General features: G+C 36.9%; 34 protein-coding genes. 31 read left to right on the top strand and 3 right to left on the bottom strand.

Features of this window, described 5'->3' with window-relative positions; all coding sequences use genetic code 11:
• Positions 1-164 precede the first annotated feature (164 nt).
• From CFK37_RS03990 to CFK37_RS03980, 3 genes are all read right to left on the bottom strand, one after another.
• Positions 165-1370 carry a site-specific integrase gene (locus CFK37_RS03990; protein ID WP_172840453.1) on the bottom strand — a complete coding sequence of 402 codons (1206 nt, stop codon included), beginning with the start codon at positions 1368-1370 and terminating at the stop codon, positions 165-167.
• Between the two features lie 162 nt (positions 1371-1532).
• Complete coding sequence (locus tag CFK37_RS03985) at positions 1533-1985, bottom strand: ImmA/IrrE family metallo-endopeptidase (RefSeq protein WP_089060669.1); 453 nt, start codon at positions 1983-1985, stop codon at positions 1533-1535.
• A gap of 160 nt (positions 1986-2145) precedes the next feature.
• Positions 2146-2544: a helix-turn-helix domain-containing protein gene (locus tag CFK37_RS03980; RefSeq protein ID WP_089060668.1), complete on the bottom strand. Its 399-nt coding sequence runs from the start codon at positions 2542-2544 to the stop codon at positions 2146-2148.
• Positions 2545-2692: 148 nt separating this feature from the next.
• Between CFK37_RS03980 and CFK37_RS03975 the strand changes: the two genes are divergently transcribed.
• From CFK37_RS03975 to CFK37_RS03820, 31 genes are all read left to right on the top strand, one after another.
• Entirely contained in the window at positions 2693-2881 is a 189-nt protein-coding gene (locus CFK37_RS03975) for a helix-turn-helix transcriptional regulator (protein ID WP_089060667.1), read from the top strand.
• A 48-nt stretch (positions 2882-2929) separates the two neighbouring features.
• Complete coding sequence (locus CFK37_RS03970) at positions 2930-3253, top strand: DNA-binding protein (protein WP_089060666.1); 324 nt, start codon at positions 2930-2932, stop codon at positions 3251-3253.
• Between the two features lie 66 nt (positions 3254-3319).
• Entirely contained in the window at positions 3320-3835 is a 516-nt protein-coding gene (locus tag CFK37_RS03965) for a helix-turn-helix transcriptional regulator (RefSeq protein ID WP_157724792.1), read from the top strand.
• Positions 3836-3895: 60 nt separating this feature from the next.
• Positions 3896-4717, top strand: coding sequence for a phage replisome organizer N-terminal domain-containing protein (locus CFK37_RS03960; RefSeq protein WP_089060664.1), 822 nt, complete (start codon positions 3896-3898; stop codon positions 4715-4717).
• Positions 4718-4730: 13 nt separating this feature from the next.
• Complete coding sequence (locus CFK37_RS03955) at positions 4731-5510, top strand: ATP-binding protein (RefSeq protein ID WP_089060663.1); 780 nt, start codon at positions 4731-4733, stop codon at positions 5508-5510.
• Positions 5511-5693 carry a hypothetical protein gene (locus tag CFK37_RS03950; RefSeq protein WP_089060662.1) on the top strand — a complete coding sequence of 61 codons (183 nt, stop codon included), beginning with the start codon at positions 5511-5513 and terminating at the stop codon, positions 5691-5693.
• Positions 5694-5870: 177 nt separating this feature from the next.
• Complete coding sequence (locus tag CFK37_RS03945; protein ID WP_089060661.1) at positions 5871-6119, top strand: hypothetical protein; 249 nt, start codon at positions 5871-5873, stop codon at positions 6117-6119.
• Positions 6120-6210: 91 nt separating this feature from the next.
• Positions 6211-6693 carry an ArpU family phage packaging/lysis transcriptional regulator gene (locus CFK37_RS03940; RefSeq protein ID WP_089060660.1) on the top strand — a complete coding sequence of 161 codons (483 nt, stop codon included), beginning with the start codon at positions 6211-6213 and terminating at the stop codon, positions 6691-6693.
• Positions 6690-6917 (top strand): hypothetical protein, encoded by a 228-nt coding sequence (locus CFK37_RS03935; RefSeq protein ID WP_089060659.1) that lies wholly within the window; start codon positions 6690-6692, stop codon positions 6915-6917. The genes CFK37_RS03940 and CFK37_RS03935 overlap by 4 nt, the downstream gene beginning before the upstream one ends.
• A 281-nt stretch (positions 6918-7198) precedes the next feature.
• Positions 7199-7546 carry an ArsR/SmtB family transcription factor gene (locus CFK37_RS03930; protein WP_089060658.1) on the top strand — a complete coding sequence of 116 codons (348 nt, stop codon included), beginning with the start codon at positions 7199-7201 and terminating at the stop codon, positions 7544-7546.
• 10 nt (positions 7547-7556) lie between these two features.
• Positions 7557-8855, top strand: coding sequence for an arsenic transporter (locus CFK37_RS03925; protein ID WP_089060657.1), 1299 nt, complete (start codon positions 7557-7559; stop codon positions 8853-8855).
• 39 nt (positions 8856-8894) lie between these two features.
• Complete coding sequence (gene arsC / locus CFK37_RS03920; protein WP_089060656.1) at positions 8895-9314, top strand: arsenate reductase (thioredoxin); 420 nt, start codon at positions 8895-8897, stop codon at positions 9312-9314.
• 86 nt (positions 9315-9400) lie between these two features.
• Positions 9401-9763, top strand: a complete 363-nt coding sequence (gene arsD / locus CFK37_RS03915) for an arsenite efflux transporter metallochaperone ArsD (RefSeq protein WP_089060655.1) — start codon at positions 9401-9403, stop codon at positions 9761-9763.
• A 20-nt stretch (positions 9764-9783) separates the two neighbouring features.
• Complete coding sequence (arsA, locus tag CFK37_RS03910; protein WP_089060654.1) at positions 9784-11559, top strand: arsenical pump-driving ATPase; 1776 nt, start codon at positions 9784-9786, stop codon at positions 11557-11559.
• Positions 11560-11693: 134 nt separating this feature from the next.
• Positions 11694-11963: an adhesin gene (locus CFK37_RS03905; RefSeq protein WP_089060653.1), complete on the top strand. Its 270-nt coding sequence runs from the start codon at positions 11694-11696 to the stop codon at positions 11961-11963.
• Between the two features lie 195 nt (positions 11964-12158).
• Positions 12159-12512: an ArsR/SmtB family transcription factor gene (locus CFK37_RS03900; protein ID WP_089060652.1), complete on the top strand. Its 354-nt coding sequence runs from the start codon at positions 12159-12161 to the stop codon at positions 12510-12512.
• A 20-nt stretch (positions 12513-12532) separates the two neighbouring features.
• Complete coding sequence (locus CFK37_RS03895) at positions 12533-13834, top strand: NAD(P)-binding domain-containing protein (protein WP_089060651.1); 1302 nt, start codon at positions 12533-12535, stop codon at positions 13832-13834.
• Between the two features lie 360 nt (positions 13835-14194).
• Entirely contained in the window at positions 14195-14521 is a 327-nt protein-coding gene (locus CFK37_RS03890; protein WP_089060650.1) for a YnfA family protein, read from the top strand.
• Positions 14522-14706: 185 nt separating this feature from the next.
• Positions 14707-15105: a mercury resistance transcriptional regulator MerR gene (gene merR, locus CFK37_RS03885; protein ID WP_089060649.1), complete on the top strand. Its 399-nt coding sequence runs from the start codon at positions 14707-14709 to the stop codon at positions 15103-15105.
• A 64-nt stretch (positions 15106-15169) separates the two neighbouring features.
• Complete coding sequence (gene merA, locus CFK37_RS03880; RefSeq protein WP_425445371.1) at positions 15170-16786, top strand: mercury(II) reductase; 1617 nt, start codon at positions 15170-15172, stop codon at positions 16784-16786.
• Positions 16787-17089: 303 nt separating this feature from the next.
• Positions 17090-17383: a hypothetical protein gene (locus CFK37_RS03875; protein ID WP_089060647.1), complete on the top strand. Its 294-nt coding sequence runs from the start codon at positions 17090-17092 to the stop codon at positions 17381-17383.
• Positions 17384-17388: 5 nt separating this feature from the next.
• A complete protein-coding gene (locus tag CFK37_RS03870; protein WP_089060646.1) occupies positions 17389-17622 on the top strand; it encodes a pilin in 234 nt (77 codons plus the stop codon).
• 45 nt (positions 17623-17667) lie between these two features.
• Positions 17668-17865 (top strand): hypothetical protein, encoded by a 198-nt coding sequence (locus CFK37_RS03865; RefSeq protein ID WP_089060645.1) that lies wholly within the window; start codon positions 17668-17670, stop codon positions 17863-17865.
• A gap of 50 nt (positions 17866-17915) precedes the next feature.
• On the top strand, positions 17916-18515 hold the full coding sequence (locus CFK37_RS03860) for a hypothetical protein (protein ID WP_089060644.1): 600 nt from the start codon (positions 17916-17918) through the stop codon (positions 18513-18515).
• A 37-nt stretch (positions 18516-18552) separates the two neighbouring features.
• Positions 18553-19359 (top strand): hypothetical protein, encoded by an 807-nt coding sequence (locus tag CFK37_RS03855; protein WP_089060643.1) that lies wholly within the window; start codon positions 18553-18555, stop codon positions 19357-19359.
• Positions 19337-20365 carry a toprim domain-containing protein gene (locus CFK37_RS03850; RefSeq protein ID WP_089060642.1) on the top strand — a complete coding sequence of 343 codons (1029 nt, stop codon included), beginning with the start codon at positions 19337-19339 and terminating at the stop codon, positions 20363-20365. Before CFK37_RS03855 ends, CFK37_RS03850 begins: the two co-directional genes overlap by 23 nt.
• A gap of 203 nt (positions 20366-20568) precedes the next feature.
• Complete coding sequence (locus CFK37_RS03845; protein ID WP_425445370.1) at positions 20569-22830, top strand: VirD4-like conjugal transfer protein, CD1115 family; 2262 nt, start codon at positions 20569-20571, stop codon at positions 22828-22830.
• Between the two features lie 328 nt (positions 22831-23158).
• Positions 23159-23755 (top strand): hypothetical protein, encoded by a 597-nt coding sequence (locus tag CFK37_RS03835; RefSeq protein WP_172840451.1) that lies wholly within the window; start codon positions 23159-23161, stop codon positions 23753-23755.
• Positions 23756-23824: 69 nt separating this feature from the next.
• The gene (locus CFK37_RS03830) at positions 23825-25693 is read left to right on the top strand and encodes a pLS20_p028 family conjugation system transmembrane protein (RefSeq protein WP_089060639.1); all 1869 of its coding nucleotides are present in this window, start codon (positions 23825-23827) and stop codon (positions 25691-25693) included.
• Entirely contained in the window at positions 25665-26030 is a 366-nt protein-coding gene (locus CFK37_RS03825) for a DUF5592 family protein (protein ID WP_089060638.1), read from the top strand. Before CFK37_RS03830 ends, CFK37_RS03825 begins: the two co-directional genes overlap by 29 nt.
• Positions 26002-26667, top strand: coding sequence for a hypothetical protein (locus tag CFK37_RS03820; RefSeq protein ID WP_089060637.1), 666 nt, complete (start codon positions 26002-26004; stop codon positions 26665-26667). The genes CFK37_RS03825 and CFK37_RS03820 overlap by 29 nt, the downstream gene beginning before the upstream one ends.
• The last annotated feature ends 14 nt before the right edge of the window (positions 26668-26681 follow it).

Genomic DNA, 26681 nt, shown 5'->3' with positions numbered 1-26681 from the left:
GTTGTTACCACCTATCATTTATATTTGCAAGATATAAATGGTTGGGGATATTGTTTAATTTATACTCTTGCACAAATGTCATTATAGCACGCGTTCTAGTTTTATTCCAGCTTGTAAAAACAACTCTTAAAATCTCGTTTGTCAACATTTTGTCCACATTTATTCTAAAATGGTGTTTCTTTACGAACTTTAGACATTAGCTGGTTGAACATTTGTGCCGTCTTTTTCTTTTGCCCTTTCGTTGTATGTGCGTAGATTTTTTCCAGCATCTTAATATCACGATGGCCAAGGCGCTCAGCAATGTCTCGTAATGGTATACCTGCTTCAATACAAAGTGATGCATGTGTATGCCGCATTGAATGCGGACTCAATTTAACAGGGTATTCCATTTTCTTTAAAATGGCCGTCATATGATAATAAATCGTTTGCGGAGCTATCGGGTAACCTAGGTACTTAAAAGTATTCACAAATATAAAGTCCTGATCTCTGTAAAATTTCCTATTTTCCATCATGAATTGTTTTAACCAGGATTGATGTTTTTTTAATTGGATGATAACAAAATCATCTATGTCGATAACACGTTTGGATTCCGGAGTTTTTGGAGAAATTAGCTGAATATCATTACCTGCCTTTGTATCGCCGTAAGAAAATGTTTTGGTAATTGATATTGTTTGATTTTGAAAGTCAATATCTTGCCATTTTAGCACTGACAGCTCCCCGCGTCTTAATCCCGTATAGGCTAACATTAAAAACACAATATATTCTTGAGGGTTCTCACCATTTCTGGAATTGGCTATTTGCAGAAACTCAGCCAAATCTTCCTTTTCCAGAAACTTTTCGTTGTCTTTGAGGCTGCCATCGTTTTCACAAAGAACAGCTGATTTTAAAAAACGCATATCCACGTTTTCTGTCGGGTTCATTTTGATGATACCTATTTCGTAACAAGCATATTTAAAAATTAAGCTTGCAGTTGAATGAATCGATTTTATGGTGTTTACAGAAAGTTCCCTATCTTGCAGATTGTGAAGCATGCTCACATAGTCAGTTTTCTTTATTTTTCGCATCATGATGAACCTAAAGTACTCGTTCAACTTGTTTACCGATGTATTCCTGCTTTCCATAGTACCTTTTCTAACGTATTTATTATAGTATTTAAGCCAAATCGGAACTAATTCACCAAATGTAATATCGGATTCTCCAATGTAGGTTCCATCGTTTACTTTTTTGTCTATTTCAGAAGCAGCAAGTTGTGCAGCTTTTTTGGTTTTGAACCCGCTCTGAGTTTTCTGTTTTCGTTTCCCTGTTACTGGGTCAATTCCAATCTCCACTGTAAATTGCCAAGTCTTTCCTCGTTTTCTGAATGAAGCCATGTTAATCACCTCAATCAAATCATATAAATTATCTGTGTATTTTTGTTCTATTGAATAAATACATTTACAAAGCATGATCGCAATAAGTATATTGGACCTTAATATTCATGCCGGCCTTTATTCACAATCCATTAGCTTCTCTACTTAGTTTTTCACGAAGTATTACCCTTGAATTTGTTTTTCATAATGTTCCAGTCTTTTCGCTGCGAAATTAGGTGTAACATTAAATGTTGTGACAACAGAATTAATTGCTTGATTCCAATCTAAGAGCTCAATTTCCTTTAGCATAAAAGTAGGGACCGCAAAATGTAGAGCAAAGTTATCGGCTTGCCACTCTTGCATTCGACGATAGGATTCAGTCATGAAAAGCTGAATTCCGGAATGATAAAGAATGTGTCCCAGTTCATGCGAAAACACTTCTTTTCTTCTTTTTTCTGGAATTGTGGGGTCTAAATATATGCATCCATGGGATGCAAAGGAGGGTTTGCGAAGGTAGAACAATTGAATGCCAAGCCTTTGGGCAATGTCATCAACGGAATGATCCGGATCCACCAACCCCATTTTATAATACAAATCTTTAACTGCATCTTCCGTGGCTGTTGTGATGTATTTCATGGTATCCCCCTCTCTTACAATTGGAACACACGTTCGTGATAATTGTACAAAAAAGGATGTACAATATTTTGCACATCAATAATATTTATTGAAAATATAGTGAAGATCGTGTAACGAAAAGTCATTATCGTTTTATCCATATCACTTGTTATAGCCGATTCTAATCATTATCTTCTTTCTCTTTTCTTTTTCTAGCTTTATAAGCAATATACTCAAAATGATTACGCAGTTCATCCACATCCTCTGGAGTTAGATTCTTCCAATCGTCCATGTTGTGGAAAAACATATCCTCAATGCCATATTCATCTACTATTTTTTTGATCTCAGACAATGAGTCGAATTCTTTTGATGATTTCGGGGTATCAGTACGCCCAAGAAGGTAGTCTGTGTCAACGTTAAAAAAAATTGACAATTTATCTAAAGTAGAAAAATCAGGTTCTCGGGTTCCGCTTTCATATTTTGCAATGGTTGAATACGAAACTTCAATTTTACCCGCTAATCCCTCTCGGCTCAGATTTTCCCTGTTTCTAAGCTTTTTTAACCTATCACTAAAATTCATATTGTGACCTCCGATAAGATCATTCTATACTATTTGTCCAAAACATAAAATATAATTGGACAAAACGGGGAGAAAAGATGTTGACATTGTACGTATCGTCCATTAAAATAGGGTTGTAGGACGATTTGTCCAAAGGAGGTGTGTGCAATTGCGAAATAGCTTAAGAAACATCAGATTAAATAAAGGTTATAAGAATGTAGAGGAAATCTCTAAAAATGTGGGTATATCCACATCTTACTATTACAAAATTGAACAAGGTAAGAGAAATCCAGGAATAGATCTGGCTAAAAATATTGCTGATGTTCTGGATCACACAGTTGATGAGCTTTTTTTGTAACAATAAATTGGACACTTTGTCCATGTTAACCAAGGAGGTAACATTGATTTGTTTGAAACAACACTTAAACCGCAGCCGGAATTCGAAAACAAAATGTACGATATGATGTATCAGATTGCCGAAAAAGCGCAGCAGGATCGTGACCAATTAAATGATTTTCCTTATTTACTCAGTAAAACGCAGCTGGCAAAACACGTATTTAATGTGAGTACACAAACGTTAGATGCGCATATCGTGAGACGATCTGATTTTCCGAAAATAAATGTGGGTGATCGTGTTCTTTATCCAAAAGATGATGCTATCAAATGGATCAAAGACCATATTGACCTGACAAACGATACAACCATGGAAAGAAAACTTTTAAGCTTATAAACCTATCATAACGGCCTTTGGTGTATTCAGAATCAAATAAATATATACAAAAAGAGGAGATGGAATTTGAAAACAGGTAAGTACCTTAGAGCAGTCCGAGATAGAAAGGGTTACAGCCAGGAAAATACTGCGAACTTATTGCATGTCAGTAAACAACTGGTATCTCACTTGGAAAATGACCGAAGAAATATGACGGAGGATTTAGCAAAACAAAGTGTTGACGCATTTAATGACGCGCAATATGGATTTGAAATTGCCCGTCAGACTGCGAAACATTATGTTGCGCCACTTGCTACTACAGGCAGAGCGATTGAATGGCACAGATTAGCTCTAGAACAGGTTTTTATTAACAAAACAACAGAAGCTATTGAACGAATCAAGGCGTTTAGTTTAGTGAAGCCGCCGGAATTTATTGATGATAATGACATGGTTCAAGTCAAACAAAAAGCTGAAGAACTACTGGATGTACAAATGGTTGCTGATTCTTTTCTAACTTGTCTTGAACAGGAATACGGTATATCCATTAAAGAATGTATGGGCAGTAGAATATCAACTTGGAAAGAAAAGGGGTGGATTGGATGAGATAGCATCAATATTTCTTTTTGAAAAACTATTATTCTCTAAAAAGAAAGGAAGAGGGTAATGCGGGATTTAAAGTGGATCAAATTAGATATTTCTATGTTTGAAGATGAAAAGATTAAATTGATCGAACAGATGCCAGAGTCAGATACCATCCTCATTATTTGGGTGAAGCTCCTGGCACAAGCAGGAAAGACTAATGCTAATGGGTATATATATCTAAATGAAAATATACCATACACGGAAGAAATGCTTGCTACGATTTTCGGCAGACCAGTAAATACTGTACGACTTGCACTGAAGACCTTACGAGAATTTGGAATGATTCATATCGACGAAGATTCTTTTATTCACATTAGCAACTGGGAAAAACATCAAAATGTTGAGGGAATGGACCGTGCAAGAAAGTTGAATGCAGAGCGCAACAAAAGATATCGGAAACGAAAGAAAAAGCAAAAATTACTCGAAAAAAAATCACGTGATGTTAGCGTGACGTCACGTGACGGTATAGAAGAAGAACAAGAGGAAGAGGGAAGAAAGAAGAAAGAAGATAAAGAACAGGAACAACAACATACGTCAGAAATAATTCAATTTTGGGATGATAATGGGTTTGGATTGAATAATATTCAGGCTAAAAAGCAGTTGTTGTCGTGGTTAGAGAATTCTCCTTTTAGACATCCTGAAAAAATAATCTTAAAGGCTTTGAATATAGCGTGTAAAAATAATAAAAGACGACTGAACTACATTGAAGGGATACTCCGTAATTGGGAAAACCAGTCGTTATTAACGCTGGAAGAAATAGAAAACAATGAGATGAAGCATTACAAGTCAAATAAACATGAAAACACTATTTCTACTGATGATGGGTATAATTATGGGTTCTAAGGAGGGTTTCCTAATGGAAAGCGCTAATAAGCATATGGCAAGTCCTGAGCAAAAGATGATTAATACTTTTATTTGTGAAGGGTGTAATCAAGAAGTGGAACAAAAAGAGTTAATTATTCCTATCGGCCCTCGGAAAGGAGAAAAGGTCATTGCCAATTACGGATGTATTTGTGAGGAAATTGAACTTGCTGAACAAACAAAAGAGGCTTGTTCTCGACGGAAACAAAGAAAATTGATGAATAGTTTCCATTACTATTCGTTAATAAATGAATCGCTAAAACAAGCAACATTAGAAAACTATGAACCTACCAGTAATGAATTATTGAAGGCAAAACAAATTGTAACAACGTATATTGATACATTTGATGGAAAGCAAAATATGTTATTTACAGGGATTTATGGAACCGGAAAAAGTCACCTTTCTGTTTCTATTACTAAAAAGTTAATGGAACAGGGATATGAATGTTTATTTCTATCGCTCCCAAAATTGCTAACGAAAATTAAGCAAACCTATAACAAAGAAGGTGCGACAGAGGAGGAGTTACTAAGTGTTATTCAGCGTGTTGATTTATTGGTTCTTGATGATATTGGGGCAGAACAACAAACAGAATGGTCTACTTCCAAACTGTTTGAGATACTCGATGATCGTGCTGGAAAGGCAACCATTTATACGACAAATTTAAAAAGTCCAGAACTAAAGAAACGGGTGAACGAACGGAATTTTTCAAGAATAATGGAAAATACAGAAGTGATTGTGATGAATGGTTCAGATTATAGAAGGAGGGATTTTTAAATGTCTCTAGGAATGAAAAGTGTGATGGCGTTTGACCCGAAAGACAGTGAGATGGAAACGGACAGGAAATGGCGACAATGGATGCAACAAAAAAATTCCGTTGGAGACAAGTATGTACCAACGGTAGCGAAAACAAGAAAATATCTTAATGAACCGGAAAACAGAAAACAACGATACGCCTAAATATCAACCATTCTGATTTCCAATAAGATATTTTTTAGTATAGCATCATTTGTTCAGTATGTGAAATCGTCAATTTAAGCTGATTTAAGCATGTGACAGCTAAATAGTCTAATTTTAAATTAATATAAAGTAGAGAAGGGCTTATTTGAACGATTTGCATTACTTTGGAGGAATATTATGCAAGTTATCAACAAAAGTACGAAAAAGAAACTGGTGATTCATTCCGATTATTCAGAAGTCCACCGTATGCAAGATCATAATCATGAAGTCATGTGCTGCGATAACAAACAACTGAGGAGGAGACAGCATGATAAAACTACTCAAGAATACATGCAGCAAGAATGGGGTTATTATGACAGGCATTTCAGTAAAGCGTTAGAAGCAGTCGGAAAAAGGAGCTTCTATCTGTTTATTTTCAACGTATAAAGTGGAAATTACGTTCGTTAGATAAATACCATCCTCCAGAGGGAACAGGATTAAACAAACAGCCTACTATTCCAGAAAGGATGATTCCATAATGCGATTCACTTCCGAAGTTGAGAATATATTTACTCAAAAAGAAATAGAAGAAATTCTAAAGTATGAACAACAATTCTTTATTGACCATGCAGAAAAAAATTGGTTAAATCGGTATTTTAAAATAAGTGCAATGGCAAAAGAAACCCAAGTGCCAAGCGTTGTTTCTTCTATATCTGATATGCCAAAAGGTTCCGGCACCTTCAACAAGAGTAAGACGGAAAGCTTTGCATTACAATCTGTTCGCGCAAGGGAATGGGTGGAAACATTATTTAAAGCAGTGGAATCACTTAATCCTTGTGAACAGGAACTGATTGAATTAAAGTATTTGCAAAAACGAAACGATGGGGCAAAATACAGCGATGAGGTAATTTATCCGCAATTATTCATGGGGAAAAATAAATATTATAGGATGAAGCGAGAAGCGTTGGAAATCCTAGGGCGTAAACTTTATGGTGTAATAACAGAAGGCGATTGTTCATGATGTCAACGTTTGTCCATACGGTGAAAAAATCATTGCTTGTGATGGTTTTTCTCTTCCTGTTTATTGCATTATCCACTTTTTGTGGCATCGTTTTTTTGGCTATATTTCAATGGTTTATGCATACGGAATTTTATATCAATATGATGAGTACGGTTGAATTTTGGCTTTGGGTGCTGGGTATCCCATTTATACTCATTTTCTTTGGTTTGTGTGCAAGGCTTTAATTTACAATTAACTGAAGCCTTGAATTAAACCATATCGCTTACCCCTTTGGACTCTAGACTGTCCGGAGGGGCTTTTTATGATTAAAAAAATATAGTTTTATTCAAGAATAGGGCCTTTTGTTGAAGATCACATCCTTTTAAAACTAAACGAGAGTATGTTCTATAAAGGGTTTTTTCAAGACTTTTAATCTAAGTCACGAAAAGGACAATAAAAATAAAGAGTTATTTTTCATTGCAAATATAAGCATATGCTAATATACTAATTGCGAGAGGTGATGTTCATGGAAAAAACAATAATTGAATTAGAAAATGCCGCGCAAACGTTAAAGCTGCTAGGTGATAAAACACGCTTAACGATTATGGGATTAGTAAAAGATGGAGAATGTTGTGTATGCGAGTTTGTTGAGGTTCTGCAAATGAGTCAGCCTTCTATTAGCCAGCATTTAAGGAAACTGCGCGATGCGGGTCTTGTGAAGGAGCAACGGAGAGGGCAATGGATATTTTACTCATTAAATACTTCCCATGCGACATACCCGATCATTCAACAGGTCTTAGAACAGATACCTGATCAGAAAGAGAAATTACGTGCACTGGAGGATGCGGGATTACGTATCCAGTGCGACTTGTAGGGGGATTCATTTGAATTTAGCGATTGTAGCGACGGTTATTTTTATACTTACGCTTGTATTAGTGATTTGGCAGCCGAAAAACTTAGGAATTGGCTGGTCCGCATGCGGGGGAGCAATACTAGCGTTAATTCTAGGCGTGGTTGACCTTCAAGATGTGTTAGCTGTAACAGATATTGTTTGGAATGCCACATTAGCATTTGTAGCGATTATTATTATTTCCCTTATTCTAGATGAGATTGGCTTTTTTGAATGGGCTGCTCTTCATATGGCGAGAATTGCCAAGGGTAATGGGAAGAAAATGTTTGTTTATGTAATTCTTCTAGGTGCTGTTGTTGCAGCTCTTTTTGCCAATGATGGAGCCGCGCTTATTCTCACACCAATTGTACTTGCGATGGTACGAAATTTAAATTTTAAAGAAAAAATGATTTTACCATTCATTATGGCGAGTGGTTTTATCGCAGATACTTCCTCGTTACCACTTGTTGTGAGTAACTTAGTGAATATTGTTTCAGCAGATTTTTTCGGAATTGGATTTATTGAGTATGCTACACGTATGATTGCTCCGAACTTCTTTTCAATAGGTGCAAGTATCCTTGTGCTTTATCTGTTCTTTAGGAAAAGTATTCCGGAAAACTATGATGTAAGTCAGCTTAAAGAACCAAATAAAGCAATCAAGGACCATAAAATGTTCCGTATGTCTTGGGGTGTTCTGGCAGTATTGCTGATTGGCTATTTCGCAAGCCAACCTTTAGGTATTCCAGTTTCAATTATAGCCGGTATTGTAGCGATTTTCTTCCTTCTAATGGCGAGGAGAAGTTCCGCAGTTAAGACCGCAACGGTCATAAAAGGAGCCCCTTGGGCGATTGTCTTTTTCTCTGTCGGAATGTACGTCGTCGTTTATGGTTTGCGCAATGTCGGATTAACCGATGTGTTAGCTAATGTTATTCAGTTTACGGCAGAACAAGGATTGTTTGTCGCCACGATTTCCATGGGATTTATTGCAGCAATTTTATCTTCCATTATGAACAATATGCCAACTGTCATGATCGATGCATTAGCAATTGCAGACACAAGTACATCGGGAATTATGAGGGAAGCGCTAATCTATGCGAACGTCATTGGATCCGATTTGGGACCAAAAATTACACCGATTGGATCATTAGCGACATTGCTATGGCTTCATGTTCTTTCGACAAAGGGATTTAAAATCTCTTGGGGTTATTATTTTAAAATAGGTATTATCCTTACAATCCCAACGCTGTTTATTACATTAACAGGATTATATGTTTGGCTATTGCTTATTTTATAAGTAACAAAACTAGTGGAAACGAAAAGGAGAATGAACCACATGTCTAAAAAAACAATTTACTTTTTATGTACCGGAAACTCTTGCAGAAGCCAAATGGCGGAAGGCTGGGCGAAAAAATATCTTAATGACGAATGGGTCGTAAAAAGTGCGGGAATTGAAGCACATGGGTTAAACCCAAACGCAGTCGAAGCAATGAAGGAAGTTGGTATTGATATTTCAGAACAAACATCGGAAATTATTGATCCGGATGTTTTGAATAATGCTGCTATGGCTGTTACCCTTTGCGGGGATGCAGCCGACAAATGTCCCATGACACCACCGCATGTAAAGAGAGAGCACTGGGGATTTGATGATCCTGCAAAAGCAGAAGGGACGGATGAAGAAAAATGGAGTGTATTTCAACGGGTACGTGATGAAATTGGTGAAAGAATTAAACACTTTGCAGAAACCGGTAAATAAAAAATAGTCAGGGGGATTTCGTAACTCCTGGCTATCATTGGAATACATATATAAGTGTATACTTATATTGTTATGGAGGGGTAAACATGAGTAAATTAGAAATTTTCGATCCAGCAATGTGCTGTTCCACAGGTGTTTGTGGACCAAGTGTCGATCCAGATTTAACACGTGTTGCATCAGTGGTCTATTCCTTAGAAAAAAGAGGATTTGATGTTACAAGATTTAATCTTTCAAATGATCCTGGTGAATTTGTTGAAAACAAAAAGGTAAATCAGGTTCTTCAAGAAAAAGGTGCTGATGCACTGCCTGTAACCATACTAAATGGTGAAATTGTAAAAGATTCAAGCTATCCAAGTAATGAGGAATTCTCCGATTGGTTGCAGGTTGATGCGGCAGACTTAAAAGATAAACCCCAAACACGTGTAACCATTGACATTGATAAACTATAATTCGAAAGGGGGAAACATCGATGTATGAATCTTTCAATCCCAAACAGGTGGTACAGACACCATTTTTATTTTTCACTGGCAAAGGCGGTGTTGGTAAAACATCTGTAGCTTGTGCAACAGCCGTGTCCCTTGCTGACCAAGGAAAAAAAGTATTATTGGTTAGCACGGATCCAGCTTCCAATTTGCAGGATGTTTTCAAAATCGAACTAACCAGTGATCCAGTCGAGATTCCAAGCGTGAATAATTTATTCGCATGTAATATTGATCCTGAAGAAGCCGCAAAAACCTATCGTGAAAAAACGGTCGGTCCGTATCGGGGTAAATTGCCAGATTCAGTTGTCACACAGATGGAGGAACAGCTTTCTGGTGCGTGTACGGTCGAGATTGCCGCATTTGATGAATTCTCTCATCTGCTGGCTGATGATACGATAGTAAAGCAGTACGATCATGTATTATTTGACACAGCACCAACGGGACATACACTTCGCTTGTTGCAGCTACCGACGGCGTGGAGTGGCTTTTTGCAAGAAAGCACGCATGGCGCCTCTTGTTTAGGACCACTGTCAGGTTTAGGCGAGAAAAAAGATTTGTATGCTCAAGCTGTCAGGTCCCTGTCAAATGGCGAAAAAACAACTTTGATTTTGGTTTCTCGTCCAGATGTGTCCTCTTTAGAAGAAGCGAACCGGGCGTCTTTGGAACTAAAAGACATCGGTATTCAAAATCAGCTACTTATCATCAATGGACTTTTTCAGACACAAAGTCCAAATGATGAAGTATCAACAGCTTTTTATGAGCGTCAGCAAAAGGCACTAACCAAAACGCCTGTAGAATTAAAGCAGATCAAAACATTATCTGTACCATATGTTTCTTATTCATTAACAGACATGGATAGTCTACGTCATTTGGTTAGCGATAAACCGTTTGCTGAAATAGAAGAAAATAGCGATGATAATGAAATCATTCCATTGCCGGGATTAAATGAAATTATTGATGATTTTTCAGCTAAAAATACACGTGTGATTTTCACGATGGGGAAAGGAGGGGTTGGGAAAACAACCATTGCTTCGGCCATTGCTGTCGGCCTTTCCGAAAAAGGGCATAAGGTCCATTTGACGACAACAGATCCAGCAGCTCATCTTGCATACACGTTTAAAGATGGTGCATTGAAAGACAATCTGTCTATTAGCAGTATTAATCCGAAGACAGAAGTCGAAAAGTATAAACAGGAAGTGCTTTCTGTTGCTGGGAAAGAACAGGATGAAGAAGGACTCGCTTATTTGAAAGAGGACCTAGAGTCGCCTTGTACCGAAGAAATTGCCCTATTTAAGGCTTTTGCGAATATGGTGGAAAAATCACAAGATGAAATTGTCGTGATTGATACGGCACCTACCGGACACACCTTGTTATTGCTTGATTCAACGGAAACGTACCATAAGGAAATAAGTCGCTCAACAGGTGATGTACCGGATAGCGTAAAAAAATTGTTACCCAGGCTCCGAAATCCAAAAGAGACCGGAGTTGTTATTGTGACGCTTGCCGAGGCAACACCAGTGTTAGAAGCAACACGGCTGCAAGAGGATCTTAAACGGGCGCAAATTGTTCCAAAGTGGTGGCTTATTAACCAAAGTTTACATGCAACAGAAACAAAGGATCCAATACTAGCTGGCAGAGCTAATACGGAAAAAAGATGGATTAAAAAAGTAAGCGACGAATTGGCTGAGAAGGCTGCCATTATTCCATGGACAGGTGAAGAAAAAATAGGATATGCAAAATTAAAAGACTATATACGTAATTAATCATGTATGTTTTGGAGGATGTATGGCAGCTATGGACCCTGAACGATCCATAGAAGGAGAAGCAACCTTAGATTGGGGTCAATTTGTAAGTCCATTTCATATAATTTTTATCATTACGAGAGAGGGGAAAAGTTATGAAAATTACCGAAGAAGCAAAACAAACGTTAACGACAATTATGGGCAAACGTGGGGTGGAAGGAATTCGTATACATTCCGCAGGCGCAGGTTGCTGTGGTCCGCAGATAGGTTTATCCCTTGATCATCCAGAGGAGACGGATTTAATTAAGGAAATAAACGGTATTCGCGTCGCCATCGATGAACAAGTGAAAAGCTCCATTGATGCGGTAACACTAGATAAAGATGGAGAGAAGTTTGTGTTGTTAGGATTAGATAATTGCTGTTAATAAAAAGGTCTCTTCGGAGGCCTTTTTATTTGCCTCAATAAATTCTTCACCAAGGCTATTTCACTTACATTTCTCCCATGTTCAGTATGCGAAAAATATAAATCAAAAAAAATTGATTAAGTACTTGAAAATCAAATTATTTTGATTTATGATTAATACATCAAAATGATTTGATTTATGATTGGAGGGATAAACATGATTCCAGTAAAAGTCGATTTACAAAGTACTTTTAAACACTATGAAAAAACGTTTAAGGCTTTAGCAGACGAAAAAAGACTGCAACTACTTAATTTATTAGCTAATTCTCCAAATGATTCTATTTGCGTTTGTGACTTAGTGGATGAGATGGAATTGGCTCAATCAAAACTTTCCTACCATATAAAAATTTTGCTTAAGGCCAATCTGATAATGAAAGAAAAGAAGGGAACTTGGAGTTACTACTCCTTAAATCATAAAGAAGTAAATAATGTTCTTTCAGAGGAACTTTGTTGCTTATTTCGTAAATCTAATGACAAAACAATAGAACAAACTTGTTCTTGTTCCAATTAAATTTTAAGAGGAGGATTTATATGTTATCAAATTTACCTATTGTTATTGTTGGAGCAGGTCCAGTAGGACTTGCAGCAGCTGCACATTTAAACGGATATAACCAAAGCTTCCTTATAGTGGAGAAAGGAGCAAAAGCTGGCAGTAACATTCTTGAATGGGGGCACGTTCAACTTTTTTCTCCCTGGGAATTTAACATTGATCAGGCTGCTAAAGAATTATTAGAGAAAACTCAATGGGAACAACCGGCAGCTGATAAATTACCTACTGGTAAAGAACTAGTCAACGAATATCTCGAACCTTTATCAAACCTTCCCCAAATCAAAGAAAATATAAAATATAATGCCGAGGTTATCGATATAACAAAGAAAAATATCGATAAAATGAAATCTGATTCACGTGATCAAACACCATTTGTTCTATATGTAAAAGTAAATGGTGCAATTGAAAAGATAGAAGCGAAAGTAATTATAGATGCCAGCGGTACTTGGAACAATCCAAACCCTCCATTTGCGGATGGTATCTGGAGAAATGAAGGGTTACAGAAGAATCTATATACACATATTCCAGATATCGCTACAGAAACAGAAAATTTTAAAGATAAGCATGTTGCTGTTATTGGAAGTGGACATTCTGCATTAAATACGTTAATAGATTTGACTGAATTAAAAGCGGAATTTCCGAACACAAAAATCTCTTGGATCGTTCGTAAACAACAAATAAAAGAGGCTTTTGGAGGAGAAGAAAATGATGAGTTAGCAGCCAGAGGAGAACTTGGTTCAAAAGCCCATGAGATCATTGATAATGGTAAAGTAAAAGTGCATTCAAATTTTTATGTTGAAGAAATAACAGAACAAGATGGATCTTTTGTAATTCATAGCAGTGATGGGGTATCTATAAATAACGTAGATGAAATCATTGTAAATACAGGCTCCAGGCCTAATTTCTCATTCTTAAAAGAATTAAGGTTGGATGTAGACCCTATAGTTGAAAGCACAACAGAACTTGCTCCACTTATCGACCCTAATCTTCATAGTTGCGGCACTGTTCGTCCACATGGGGAAAAAGAATTGCGTCAACCAGATCCAGCTTTTTATATGACAGGTGTAAAAAGTTATGGTCGTGCACCAACGTTTTTAATGGTAACTGGTTATGAACAAGTTCGTTCTATTGTTGCTTATCTTTCTGGAGACATCGAAGAAGCTACAAAAGTTAAGTTGAGGTTACCTGAAACAGGAGTATGCCAAGTTAATCCAAATCAATTACAAATAATTGGCGTGAATGCTGGAGAAAGTAGTTGCGGAGGTAGCAACTGTGGTTGTTAATAGTTAAATAGAGGGGATTGATTTCCTTTCTGTTTTTTATATCACTTACTATGTGTTCTACAGTGGATGGGCTATGTATCAATTACCCTTTTAAATTTAATGCTTTTTCGAGTGGTGGTCACGACTGGGGGTATTGGGGAATTTATTTGAAGGATGATCTATTATCATTTGAAGGATATTTTGATACTTGAAATAAATAAATTGTACGGAGGAAATGCTTGACCTGAAATCATCGCGTTATTATAGTTATTCAACGGGCGCAAGAATGAATAAGTTTTGCCTCCGTATGCATATAAGGGCCATACATTTTGCTGAAAGTTAAATAGTGCCTATTGAAATTTTCAAGGAAGTGATTTGGAAATGTTTAAAACAATATTTCTTTTCCTATTAGCCGGCTTAGCTGAAATCGGTGGAGGCTATCTCATTTGGCAATGGTTGCGAGAAGATAAATCTGCTATTTTAGGGCTATTCGGAGGAATTGCGTTAGTTTTATATGGTGTTATAGCTACATTTCAGTCATTCCCATCTTTTGGTAGGGTTTACGCCGCCTATGGTGGAGTCTTTATCGTTCTTTCTGTGCTATGGGGTTGGGGAATTGATAAAAAAACACCCGATTTCTATGATTTAATAGGTGCAAGTATCTGCTTAGTTGGTGTTTCGGTGATGTTATTTGCACCACGGCAATGACAGGAAATAATCTGCTCACCTTAATACATACCTTATTCTAGAAAAGGGCCATATTCCTGAATACAGGTTTGATTATAGCGAAGAGCTTAAGCTAACTGGCAGAATAATTGAAGTAGAAGAATTTAATATTATACTTGACCGTGTACTAAGGTACACGGTTTATTATGTTTATAGGGGTGAATAATTTGAGTTACCGAATTAGTGTATTTGCAGAAAAATGTGGTGTAAATAAAGAGACGATTAGATATTACGAACAAAAAGCATTATTAAAAGAACCTTCCCGAACCAATGCAGGTTATAGGATATATTCGAATGATGATGTTAAGCGTGTAAAATTTATCAAAAGGCTGCAAGACCTAGGCTTTTCATTGAGTGAAATCTATAAATTACTTGGTGTTGTTGATAATGATGAAGTTCGTTGCAAAAATATATTTGAATTTGTATCAAAAAAAGAAATAGATATTCAAGAACAAATAGCTGACTTAAAGCGTATTGAGTCAATGTTAGGGGATTTAAAAAGTCGATGTCCAGAGCAAAAAGCAATAAATCAATGTCCTATTATTGAATCGTTAATATTTGATTGAAGATACTGTAAATTTTATAGAGGAGGAAAAAATAGTGAAAAAATATTGTGTTAAAATCAATGGAATGATCTGTACAGGATGTGAACAACATATCGATGTTGCATTAACAAACATAGGTGCAAAAAATATCGAAACCAGTTTTCAACGTGGTGAATCGGTATTGGAATTACCAGATGATGTTAATGCTGAAAATGTAAGACAGGCAATTAAGCAAGCAAATTATCAACCAGAAGAAATAGAAAAAATTTCATTACAGGACTTGAAAAAGTTCGAGTTAGACAACAAAGATTATTATGATTTACTCATAATCGGTTCAGGAGGGGCAGCTTTTTCTGCTGCTATTAAATCAATTGGTTATGGTGCAAAAGTGGGAATGATTGAACGTGAAATAGTTGGAGGAACTTGTGTAAATATTGGCTGCATTCCATCAAAAACACTTCTAAGAGCAGGGGAAATCAATCATTTAGCAAAAACAAATCAATTCACAGGTTTACAAACATCTAATGGGGAAGTCGATTTAGCTTCTTTGGTGAATCAAAAGGATGAATTAGTTAGCGAACTTCGAAATCAAAAATATATAGATTTAATTGATGAATATGGCATTGATTTAATAGAGGGTGAAGCTAGGTTTGTTGATGAAAATACAGTTGGAGTAAATGGGGAGAAACTTTCTGCAAAACGCTTTTTAATTGCAACAGGTGCTTCGCCATCGATCCCAAAGATTTCCGGACTTGAAAAAGTGGATTATCTAACAAGTACAACACTACTTGAATTAAAAAAGGTGCCTAAACGATTAACTGTTATTGGTACAGGCTATATCGGATTGGAACTTGGACAACTATTTCATAATTTAGGTTCAGAAGTCACGCTTATACAAAGAAGTGATCGCCTTTTAAAAGAGTATGACTCGGAAATTTCAGAATCCGTAGAAAGTACCATTATCCAAAAGGGTATAAACCTTATTAAAGAGGCAACTTATGAGCGTGTTGAACAAGTTGGAGAGGCAAAAAAGGTTTATATAACTGTAGATGGTAAGAAAAAAGTCGTGGAATCAGAGCATTTACTTGTTGCAACAGGAAGAAAACCAAATACGGATTCTTTAAATTTAAGTGCAGCGGGGGTTGAAGTCGGAAAACGAAACGAAGTCCTGATAAATGAATATGCTAGTACAAATAATGGGAAGATTTATGCAGCAGGAGATGTAACATTAGGACCTCAATTTGTCTATGTAGCAGCGTATGAAGGTGGAATTGTTGCCGATAATGCGATAGGTGGGTTAAATAAAAAATTAAATTTATCCGTTATACCTGCTGTCACGTTTATAAATCCATCGATTGCAACAGTTGGGTTAACTGAAGAACAAGCAAATGAAAAAGGCTATGAAGTAAAAACATCGGTATTATCTTTAGACGCCGTTCCAAGAGCACTAGTAAATCATGAAACGATTGGTGCATTTAAGATTGTTGCTGATGCTAAAACATTAAAAGTTCTTGGGGTTCATATTGTATCTGAAAATGCAGGAGATGTAATTTATACAGCTTCGCTAGTAGTAAAGCATGGCTTAACAGTGGACGATTTAAAAGATAGTCTTGCACCATATTTAACAATGGCTGAAGGGCTAAGGTTAGCTGCTCTTACATTTGATAAAGATGTTTCAAAATTATCTTGTTGTGCAGGGTGAAGTTCTGATTTAATAGATTCTTTAGAAATATTTCAAGAAGAATCCAATTTGATTTTTTCAAAATGGATTCTTTTTATTTGTCATAAATACGGATTTGCAAAGCGTTTTTTTGATCAAAACTTTATTTAAAGTTACAAAGGGGCAAAAGCAAACAAAAACAGGGATAAAAAGTAAACAAAAGTAGGGACAAAATGGCATAAAAACGGTGTTAAATTATTAGTATCAGGAAGTTTAGGACTTCCGATAAACTCGTTTCTTTTACGGAAAAGAGTTTTATTTTGCAAGAAAAGGAGGTGAATGTCGATGTCTACACCAAATGGAACTCCTTTTGGAAAAATGACTGAAAAGGATACAAAAGAAGAATCCAAAAAAACAAATACACCTGATACAAGCAAGAAACCATCAACAAAGAAAAATCGGAAGCCATCGAAGCCGGAAGGATTTAAGGAGTTTGAATCGTTGGCAAAAGGAATTATTGAATCCGATGGCAATTCGTATTTTGAATGGCTACATGAAAAGCATCAGGAAATCATCTTGGAATTTAATGTGCAATATCGAAAACAGGTTACAGAAGTAGCGAATAAGAAGGGAGAGTGAAATAAATGCAAGATGCAATTGAAACCATAACCAATATCACGGATGGCATTAAACCAATTGCACCTGTATTAGCTGGACTTGTACTAGTTGTAATTGGTCTTATGTGGACGTTTGCTAAAGATCCGCAAAAGAAAGAAATGCATGTCGGATGGATGGTTAATGTAGGGATTGGTTTTGCCATTGTCTACTTGGCAGCTAGCCTTGTAAGTTGGTTAGGCGGACGCGTTGTTGGATTTTAAGCAGCATTTTGAAGCTATTTTCATTTTTAAAAGGGAGGGTGAAGTATGCGAGAAGGCGCAAATGGAAACTGTACGTATTTTATCAGTTATCTTTATGAAGATGGTGGCGGAAACGTGGATATTACACTAGAACAGCCTATACAATCAATTGACGATATTCGTGGTATTGAAAAAGCAATTTGTGATGAATTTAATTTAGACGATTCTGTCACGATTCAACATTTTAAACGATTGAATGAGTAGGGGGACTTCCATTTGTTGGGGGCCATTTAATCTGGAGAGGATGGGGAAAAATGCCAGTTACACACGATTTTGAAAAGGAATTAGCAAACAGGTATACGGCGTTGTTATCGGCAAAGGAAAAGGAAGTATTGTATCCAGATAATGAAGGATACAAATGGAAACGAGAGAAATTAGAAACACTATATCAAGATACTGTGCTGAAATCGAAGTATCCAAAGGAAAGGCTTAAAAATTTGGAAGAGGAAGTACAGAAAGAACAGGATAATCAAATGAATCAAGCTGAACAATTTAAGCAGGCTTATAAACAGGGTATTCTGCAAAAGTTACAATTTACAAAAGAAGAAACCAATTATAAGGATGCTTATAAGCAAGAGGTATTGAAGTCATTGAACAAAGAACCAAGTGAAAAGGAAACACCCCCTGATGAAAGCAAAAAAGGGGAGCAAGAAATGAAAGATTTTGAAGCAAAACATGGATACGAGAAAGTCTATATGTTAAAAAGAGAAGTTTTGGATGAAATAAAAGAAATGGATTTAACGCCTGTGCAAAAAGAAAAAGTAAATCAGATTGAGAAAGGTTTGGAGCAGGAAAGGTTAATGAAGCTTGGGAACAAGAAAGATAAAAATCAAGAAAACGACATGGAAATGTAGGGCTTCCGGTGGAAGTCCTTTTATGGAGGTGAAAGAAATGAAAAAAATGAAAGATACGTTGTTGACAAAAATAATTCCAGATAAACCCTTCCAGGCATTTAAAACAAGACTCCAAAAAGTAATAGCATACTCCGAAAAACGAATAGAGACACTGGAATTATCGGACGAACAGTTAAAACAATTGTATGACGGAATTTTGCCTTTCATTGAAACTAGTATTTACGCGGAAATGGAATATGTTATGGTGGCAATTCGTACCACCTATGATGTTGTTATTCAGCGGTTTGCAGGTGAAATTGAACAGAGTTTTAGAAAGAATCAAGTGGCGAAAGAGAGAAATAAGCAGAACAACCAACAAAACGGTATTCAAGCATTGGGTGGCCATAAGTCATTTTCCATGAATAAAAAAACTAGCGAATCTGAATCAGTGAATGAATCATCCAAGGATACAGAAATTCAAGGTTTTGTAAGATCCCGATTGGAAACGTATATGGCCAATGAGGAATCCTTTGCACAATTTGTCACGCATGTTACAACAAACTTTCAATCATTGCAGAAACAACGGATAGATGTGCTCATGATAAAAAATGATACGTATCAATCCTTTGAGATGCGTTTATTTGATGAAGGATTTATCTCCATGCATGGTTTTAAGGCAGTCTATGAACTACACAATCAATTAATCGAAACATTTTATACAAGGTTCGATGATTTGTTATTTGCCGGGGACGTTTTAAATACGGATGGGAAAATAAACGAACAAGTGCTTGTACCGGTTTTAAAGCAATTTCAGAAAAAATTGACTTCTAGGGGCGTTGGACATGAACAAGCAGAATGCCTATAAGAAACTTGTTTTTCAAAATATCGAAAATGCATTGGATGAATTGAATGCGGAAGATAAAGGGCACTATTACATTTGTAATTGCCCTGAATGTAATGAACAGGAAGCGTTCATGTATAAGAACAATCAGCGCTTTGTTCAGTGTAATCGTGAAAATCATTGCGGTTCCCGAATGATGCTTGAATTTCATGAAAAGGAGAACGTGGCAGCCTATGAACAAAAGATGGAAAAGCAGTATCCGAATTTGACACCTAAACAACGAGAAGCCTTGGATTGGACCACACGGGTTTTGTCATTTGCGAAAACCGGTCTAAAAAGTGAAACGCTAGATGATGGTTATCGTGGGCTATCCAAACAAGTAGCAAGATCATTTATTGCAGATTTACAGCATGAGGATATTGGACAGCATATTTTTCACAAAGCAACACCGTTACTGGGAAAAGATTATTCCAATAATAGCTGGGTGTGCAAACGAAATTTAATGTTTCCACTGTATGGAGAAGATAACACCTTAAACAGAGTGTTGTTCCGTTCCAGTATCGACGAAAGCATAGAACCAAAAGAAATACAGCTTATTTTAAATCCCTCTAAAGAAACGAGGGATTTTTTTATGGACATTCCGAACAACGCTGAAACAGTCGTTATCAGTGAATCGATATTAGATGCGCTCTCTTTTCGTGAAATTGATGAAAATGTAGGCTTGATTGCTTTAACAGGTGCATCTAAAACAAGAAAAGTTAAAGATTATGTCCGTGAACATCAGGAACTTTTTTCAGATAAACACACGGTCATTGCGATGGATGATGATACAGCTGGATGGAAAGCGACACGAGATATAGTTGATGTTTTAGAAGCGGAAAAAATAAATTGGTCTCTATTTGAATACTCACCAGATTGTAAGGATGCAAATGAGAATTTGCAACATAATCGTGATGCGTTTGAACGTCATTATAGGAAACTGAACCAGCGAAAAAAATCATTCCAACAAACACATGAAATGGACCTATAATTAGTAGCAAGGGATGATGCCGACTCGCATCATCCCTATATTATTAAATGCAACAAAAGTGAAATCTAAGAAATAGAACCAGAACAATTACGTGAAAAAATCGGACAGTTAATTCATTGTGATTTACATGGAGTATAACCAAGCAAAGATGCGGTTATGGGAGAATGAGAAGGAAGGGGTGATGCAGGTTGAATACGCATCAAATGTCATTGACAGAACGATTAAGTAATTGGAAAGTTATCAGCATAGTAGTTGCATCTATAGTTATTGTTGGATTTTTCTTTGCGAATTTCCTGTTACATTTCTTTCAGCAAGTGCTACACCTGCTGGAGACATTCGCTAGGCATCCTGAAAAAATAAATTTTAAGTCCTTCTCGGTGGATTGGCATTACCTTTTTATCTTTCAGAAAGAATGGATCGGGTTTTATGTTGGATTTTATGTTGTGGTTGGTATCAGTGTTATGAAGTTATTGTACAACATTAAAATGAACTATCAATCTATTAATCATGGGCAGCATGGAACGAATGAATTCGAGTCTGTGAAAAACATGAAAAAACAATATCAGATTATACCGGCTTCTAAAAAGGAGTATAACGGAAAGGGCGGTACGATTATTGGTGGTTTACACCAGGGTAACACGTATCACTTGTTAATTGATGATGCACCGGTACACACCATGGTAATCGGGATTACCCGTTCTGGTAAAGGGGAAACATTTGTTGTTCCGATGATGGATGTACAAAGCAGAGCAAAAGAGAAACCATCCATGGTAATTAATGACCCAAAAGGGGAGCTTGCAGGAGCATCCTATGAAACGTTAAAAGCACGTGGCTATGATGTTCACGTGTTTAATTTGATTCAGCATGACATGGGCATGGGATTTAATCCATTACAGCTAGTAATAGATTCATGGAAGCTGGGCAGGGTAGCTGATGCGCAAAAATATGCGAACAGTGTGGCATTCAGTTTGTATCACAATCCGAATGCAAAAGATCCGTTTTGGTCAAACAGTGCGAAGTCACTTGTGACTGCCATCATTTTGGCGTTGACAGAAGATATGGTGAAAATCGGCAAAGAAGAAAGTGTGACCATGTATTCTGTTGCGAATTTCCTATCAAGCAAAGGTAGTGACAATGACGAAGAAGGAAATAATGCATTGGATGACTTTTTTCAAGCACGGGGTGAGAATGATCCTGCACGAATGATGTATGCAACGAGTAATTTCTCTACTGGTAATACGAGAGGAAGCATTTTTAGTGTTGCGATGGATAAGCTGCAAATATTTACACTGGAACCAAACGCAAAAGTCACTTCACATAACAGCTTGGATTTAACAGATATTGGTTTCGGGAAGAAACCCGTTGCCGTTTACATTGCAACGCCCGATTCGGATAAATCGAATGATGTACTGGCAAGTATTTTCATTAGTCAGTTGTACCGCGTAAATTCGGAGAAAGCAACCAAAGGCAAGAATGGTAAGATGAATCGACATGTTCACTTTATACTTGATGAATTTGGCAATATGCCGCCTATTGATGGAATGGCAAGCATGGTAACAGTAGGTGCCGGACGAGGATTTCGTTATCACTTAATCATTCAAGCCTATTCCCAAGTGAAATCAGCATATGGGGAAGAATCCGATACGATTATTGGGAACTGTTCCAACCAGATATATATATTGACTGAAGATAAAAATACGGCAGAGCATTATTCCAGTATGCTGGGAACGAAAACGATTACGGATGTGAGCCGAAGTGGGGATTATCATTCCTTTGATAAGTCGCATAGTGAATCAACCAAGGAGCGCGCACTCTTAACATCGGATGAACTAATGCGATTAAAGGAAGGGCAGTCTGTGGTTATTCGAGTCAATAAACGTCAGGATAAAAAACGGAGAAAGATAGAACCAAAGCCTATTTTTAATAAAGACGAAACCAGTCATAAGTTCCGGTATGAATATTTAGCGGAGGAATTTGATACCAATCATTCGATTATGATGCTGCCAATCATGTCAGATAAGTACCATGACATGGACCTGCAAAACATAGTCTATTCCGCAAAATCCAACGAGGATGTATTCTTTAGAATGGCAGATGTGATGACAGAAAAGGCGTTTCACCGGTATAAACGAAGCATATTACAAATTGAACAAAGTCAAGGAAATCCGGACGAGGAAATGATGAAACAATTGCTGCAAGACATGGATAATTGGTCATTTTTGCATTACTTGAGTTTTATGGTGTACCACCCTTATTTTTCAAGACTGCATCTAAAGGTGATGGGGACGTTACAAACGTATTTACCAGAAGAAGTGATGGAAATATGGGAGAAGAAAGCAACGCAACGAATAGAGCAACAAATAGAGACGAATCAGGAAAATAAGGAACAACAAAAAGGTGAACAGTCAGATGAAAATAAGGAAGATGAAAAAGCTAAAAAAATGCGTGAAAAGGCAACGTCTTAATCGGAGGAGGAGAAAGAATTAATAAACCGAAAAACTATAGAGTAGAGTGGGATGTTATTGAGGAAATTGCTGTATTACATGAAAGTCAAGCAGGTTGGACAAAAGAACTAAATCTCATTAGCTGGAATGGGGATGAACCAAAATACGACGTTCGGTGGTGGAATCCCGATAAAACGAGGATTGGTAAGGGTTTCACGTTTACAGCAGGTGAATTACATTTGCTGCGGGATATAATTGTTCATAAAATGCCAGATATAGTAAATAGGGAAAGGTAACTATTTCCATAGGTCTGGAGGATTGATATACTATTACTAAAAGCAGAAACGGAGTGATAGTGTACGTTATGCGAAAACGATTCCTAGTAAGTTTAATAGTGATGTCATTTCTGCTGGTGTTAAGTGCATGTGGAGATGATGGGGAAGCGAAAGATAATAAAAAAAAGACAGAACCTGATAAACCAGAAGTCGGATTGAACAAAATAACACTTGATAAAATAGTAGCAAAAAAGAATGATAATGAAGCATTTTACTTATTGTTATTTGATGCAAATAAAGAGGATGTTAAGAAAACAAAATTTCTTGATGCTTATGATAAAGCTTTAAAAAAACAGGATATAACCGCATATTATTTAAACATGAATGATAAAGATAAAAAAACACTCGGTTCTTTAGAAAAAGAATTTAAACAACAATCTGCATCATCACATAATCCATTTGAGGATGGTGGGTTAACCGTTGTGTATGATGGAAAACTGGATTCTCCATTTGACTATTACGCAAAAGCTTGGGTCTTGAATATAACACTTGAACGTTTAAGTTCGGAAAAAGGTACCTTCTTACAAGATGATATGTACAATGATATTAAAAAAGGAATTCAATATAACCTTGATTATGTCAAAGAACATGATATTGAATTAACCTATTAAATATATATTTGAGCAAATAGAACTCACTGTCAGTGGGTTCTATTCTTTTATATAAAAGAGGTGAAACAGATGGATAAGGCATTTATAAAAAAGTTGTATGAAGATCTATCGGCCATTTTGGATTTATATAGTGGATGGTTGTATGATGATTTATTACGGAATATTGCCTGGGGGATTATTCAGTTATTAGTTTGGATTAATGATTGGGTTGAAGGTGTGGCGACTACTGTTGTTACTATTGGTGGATTATACGATAATCCTGCCATGCAGGATTTTGTGAAAACGATGCAGCCGGTTGCAGTGGCATTATTTGTTGTTTCGATAACTGTTCTTGGGTTTATGTTTATGTTAAACAAAATCGAAAAGCGAAATGAAATTGTGATGCACATTTTAATTGCAATCAGTGTGATTGTCATTCTTCCCACACTTATGACCATGATGGATGATTTATTAAATGTGGGGTTAGACGAATTAGATAAACCGGGAACCTTTTCAGATGACGTATTGAAACGTAATATTGCAGACGTTAAATACTACGTGGACAGTGGGTTTAACTATGCAAGTGGATTAAGTGAAGAAACCATGGTAGGGAATAAAAGTATACTTCCACATCCACCACATCCAAAAACAAAGGATATTGGTACCACGGACTACACCTTTGGGAATCAGCTAAAAAACCCTATTATGATTGAAATAAATGAAAAACTAGATGTATATGAAGCGAAACATTGGTTTGGTTGGGCATCCGAACCTTGGGTTGAAAATTTATCAAAGACTGGGGAGTATTTTTTAAAACATAGAATGATTTCTACCGGCGAGGGAGGTACTCGCATTGTTGAGTTAAATGAAAATACAGTTCCAGCAACAAATCTTGGACAACAAAGCTACTACCGTTATCACATCAATTGGGGGATTGCGATTGCGACACTTGCGGTAACTGCTTTTGCTTTGATGATAACGACGATTAAAATTGGGCGTGCTATGTTTGATTTAGCCTTTCATCAACTATACGCCATGTTTACTGCTGTAACGGATTTAACAGGCGGACAACGCCTGAAAAAGGTTTTGATGGAAATTGTTAATACGTTTGCTGTTATTTTTGTGATGATGGTGTTATTGCGGATGTTCATCATCTATGCCCAATGGGCAAACGGCTTAGAACGTCATATTGGTATTGTCGGTGTCATGCTCCTTTTAATTGCCGGTGCATGGGCATTGATTGATGCACCAGATATTATCCAACGAACCATGGGTGTTGATGCAGGGTTACGTTCAGGATGGCAAGCGATGATGGGAGCTTATGCTGGTGGAAAAATGGCTGGCGCAAGTGGAAGGATGACTGCTGAAACTGGTAAGAAGCTTGTTAAAATAGGAGGAAAAGGCGCTGGTGGTGCTATTGCAGGTGGTGTTGGTTTAACGAAAGGACTGCGCAGAAATCAAGATGTGAAACCAATGCCTTCCTATAAAGATGCAGCACCTCATTCCCGAAAAGGAGAAGGACAATTTTCTACTTCTGTTAATAGTAAAAATCCTGTACAACCACCGTCACCAAGCAACGGTCAATCGTTAAATACAAAGCAATTGAATCAACAATCAACAAAACCAAAATCGTCAACAAGTCAACGTGAACCGATGCCGAACATGCTACATTCATCAGAAAATGCGGTTGGTCGGACGCCAACGCCACCTGTTTCCCAACCGAAAGTGAATACCGGGGCAAGTACCGGACATATCCATCCAAAATCGAGGCATACATTAATTGGTGGAAACCGGACGGTGCAACGTGCCAGTCACTATCTGGGAAGGGCACACAATACCGGCTATGATGTAGGACAAAAAATCAGTGAATTCAAAGGTAGGATAGCCAAACCGAAACACACAAAGGTTCTGAAAAAGGGGTTGAGAGGTAATGAAATACGAGATTCCGAAAGAGATTAAAGCAAAGCCGAAAATTCTTGGGCTTGTAATGCGAGAGCTGGTCATATTGCTGATCAGCTCTCTTTTATTGTTAACGATATTACAGGATTTAGTGCACAGTGTGTTTATCATTCCCTACTTTGCAGTTGCAATTGTCGGAATGATTTATTTGCTGATGCTATCGGGCAGTAATCCAAAGAAAAAGAATTATGAATCGCTGATTCTATTGTTCCGGCATAAAAAAGGAACATTCCATCCAATAGATTTACACAAACAGCAAAATATTTATCTTCGAGAGAAAATTAAAGCACAAAGGAGGCCAAATCCTGATGAATCATTTGGAAGTAGTATCAGGTAAAGATGAACCAAATAATCAAACCTTAAATGGAGTAGAGTCGGAGATAAAAAAGCACGGGATGAAAAAGGGGAAATGGTTCCGTCGCAAGCCACAAAAGCAAGATCGACCAAATAAAAAAGCAAATACGAAACAAAAACTCTTACGGCAAACACCTGAAATTGTTCCATTTCTTCAAATATATGATGACCACATTCTTATGAAGGAAGGGGTTATGGATATTCTTCAAATACAGACACAAAACATTGATGCATTAAATGAAGCTGATTTGAATTATTTGTTATTGAAACGAACTCAGTTCTTAAGAAGTTATTTTCACTCGTATAAGGAGGTGATTCTCAACTTTCCGGCAAATACTAGTCCGCAACTCGCCTATTGGGAGAAGAAGAAGGAACAAACAACGAGTCCGATTCGATTGCAGTATATTGAACAAAAAATCTATGAATTTAAATTTTTAGAGCGAGAACGTTCCAATCGGGAGTTCTTCTTTTTTGTCTATGCCGAAGATAAGGATGCTTTACTTGACCGAAAACATGCTTGTATTCAGGGAATGCAGCGAGCATTTCCAGTGGAGGAATTATCCCGGGAAAAAAAGAAACAAATTCTATTTCTGTTAAACAATCAAAATACCAAAATATAACGAAAGGTTGGGAA

Origin of the sequence: Virgibacillus phasianinus, from assembly GCF_002216775.1 — a bacterium.
Classification (GTDB): Bacteria; Bacillota; Bacilli; order Bacillales; family Amphibacillaceae; genus Virgibacillus_F; species Virgibacillus_F phasianinus.
This window is presented reverse-complemented; position numbering and strand designations above follow the sequence as displayed.